This window comes from Nocardiopsis sp. CNT312 (assembly GCF_000515115.1).
Taxonomy (GTDB): Bacteria; Actinomycetota; Actinomycetes; order Streptosporangiales; family Streptosporangiaceae; genus Nocardiopsis.
In genome coordinates this window covers 1-2,702 of record NZ_AZXF01000051.1, presented here as the reverse complement: position 1 = coordinate 2,702, position 2,702 = coordinate 1, and the positions used below count along the sequence as shown (strand labels likewise).

The 2,702-nt window shown below is 70.9% G+C and carries 2 protein-coding genes; both read left to right on the top strand.

Features of this window, described 5'->3' with window-relative positions; all coding sequences use genetic code 11:
* The coding region (locus B042_RS26195; RefSeq protein ID WP_197024347.1) for a hypothetical protein at window positions 1-1,824 on the top strand (1,824 nt) is incomplete at its 5' end.
* Window positions 1,821-2,702, top strand: an 882-nt coding sequence (locus B042_RS0116825; RefSeq protein ID WP_036555437.1) for a replication-relaxation family protein, incomplete at its 3' end; no start/stop codon positions are given. The genes B042_RS26195 and B042_RS0116825, both read left to right, overlap by 4 nt.

Genomic DNA, 2,702 nt, shown 5'->3' with positions numbered 1-2,702 from the left:
CACCTGCACCAGATCCTCGCCGCTTGCGAGGTGTTCACCGGGGAGAACCACTGGCGCACCGCCGGAATCAACCTCGGCGTCGCCCACCTGGGCTCCGACGCCTGGCCCTGGCGGCGCTCCTTCGACCGCCGCATCGACACCGGCCTGTTCCGCCCCCGCAAGGAGAACCTGCTGACCGGGCGCGAACTCGCCGGGTTCCTCAAACCGCCCACCCGCCACTGCCACGGCCGCAACGTCGCCCGCTCGCACGGGCTGATCGCCCCGCCCCCGCCCTCGCTGCCCGCCTACACCGGCCAGGAGGGTGTGCTGCCCCTGGGGTACGCCACCGCGGGCGACGGCACGGAGAAGCTCGTCGGCACGCCCCTGGACGATCTGTACTTCTCCCTGCGCATCGGTCGCTCCCGCTACGGCAAGACCGAGACGGCGCTGGTCCAGAGCCTGGCTCTCGCGCTGGGAGGGCACGGTGTGTGGTACATGGACCCCCACGCCGACGGCTGGCGGAGAGCCGCGCCGATGCTGACCTCCCCGAAGGTCCTGTCGCGGCTGTGGGAGATCGACCTGACCGTCCGCGGTGAGGACCACCGGATCGCCGGCTACAACCCGCTGGACATGAGCGCGCCCGGGACGGGACGCGAACACATCGAGGACCGCGTGGACGCCGTGGTCACCGCCATCGCCAGTGCCCTGATGTGGAACGACGCCGCCTCGCGGGCCCGCACCATCCTCACCCGTGCCTGCGAGAGCCTGTGCCACCTCGCGCTCAGGCTTCCAGCGGACCATCAGCCGACGCTGTTCCAGGTCCCCAGGCTGCTCACCGACGAGGCGTGGCGCGAACCACTCCTGAAGTTCCTGCCCGAGAGCCTGAAGCGGTTCTGGAAGGGCACCTACCCCAAGTACCCGCCGGACGCCACGCCGACGGTCACCAACGTGATCGAGCGGCTGGCCGCCTCACCCACCCTGACGGCGTTCTTCGGCTCCTCGATCTCTACCTACGACGTCCGAGCGGCGATGGACCAGGGCAAGGTCGTCTGGGTCTGCCCGCCCGGCGGTGACATCGGCCGAGTCGTCAACTGCCTGCTGGTCTACGACCTGTTCAGGGCGGGCCGCTCCCGCGGCGACATCCCGGCCGCCTCCCGCCGCCGCTACGACGTCATGATCGACGAGCTCACAGCCATCGACGGCGCCTCCCGCGGCCACCTCGCCGCGATCTTGGAGCAGCTCGGCAAGTTCGAGGTGCGCCTGCACGCCATGACCCAGATGGCCCAGCGCCTGACCCGCGCCACGCGCGACGCGCTTCTGCAGAACCAGTCCCTGCTGAGCTCGACCGCCGGAGACGTCGACGCCGTCCGCGTGGTCACACGCCAGTGGGCGGGGGAGGTGCAGCCCGAGGCCTTGGTCAACCTGCCCCGCTACCACCACATCCTCTCGACCACGGTCGGCGGTGAGACCACCGCGCCGTTCAAGGTCCGCGGTGTGCTGCTGGAGGAGCTCTTCCAGGACCACTACGAGCCCGGCCGTCTGTCCCTGCAGCAGAAGGCCATCGACACCAACCTGCGGCGACGCAGGATCGGCGACGTCCTGTCCGACCTGGAGACGCTGGACGAGCGCATCCACGACCACTTCGGCGTCACCCTCGCCACCATCCCTAACGGCACGAGAGGCGACAGCGGTTCTGATGCCGACGACAGCGCAGTCACCTCCGATACCCCCGTCAGCGGCAACCGGACCGCCAGCAGAGCGGGAACCGCGGACAACAACCAGAGGACCGCACTGGCTCCCGCCGCAGACGCCGTCACCGGCCCTGAGGGGGACAAGCACCCATGAGCGACCCCGACGAGGCAGCAGGAACAGCCTCGCACGCGGCCTTGAACGCCCTCTACCAGCACCGCTTGGCCACGACCGGGCAGATGCGGCGCCTGCTGACCCCCGACTCGCCCAACCGCCAGTACATCTGGAAGGTCTTGGACCGCCTGCGCAGGCACCGGCTCGTGGACCGCGTCACCACCGGAGGGCCGCGCCGACCGTACCGCTGGTTCCTCACCGAGCACGGAGCCGACGCCGTCGAACAGGACGGGGTGCTGCACGTGCGACGGCACCGGATGAACCGCGAGCGCGCCGCGGGCCCCCTGCAGCTCCACACCCTGGGCGTGACCGAGGCCGGGATCCTGTTCTTCGAGGACGCCCGCCGCCGCGGGGACTCCTTCGGCGCCCTGAGCTGGATTCCGGAGGTGGCGCACCGCTACCAAAAGGGCGAGGGGGCCTTCGACAAGACCCACGTGGTCAGCGACGCGCTGGTGCACTACACCCGCGTCAACCCCTCCGGCAGCCGCACCCAGATCCAGGGCTTCCTCGAACTGGACCGGGCCACCATGCCCGTGCACCGCCTGGCGGCCAAACTCGTCTCCTACGCCCGCTACTTCGACCACACCCCGCTGCCCGAGACGCGGGGGCGCCGCCGGGCCGCCCCGGTCACGGGAAGCCTCGCCCCGGCCTGGACCAGGCGCTACCCGCGCTTCCCCCGGGTCCTGGTGGTGCTGGATGCGGCCCGTCCCGAACTCCAGCAGGCCCGCAGGTCGGACCTGGCCGCCTTCGTGGCCAACGTCCCCTACCTCGTCGAGCCCCGCACCGGGTTCGCGATCGGTTGCGCCACCATGCACGACCTGGCCGCTGAGGGGCCCAACGCCCCCATCTGGTCCAGCCTG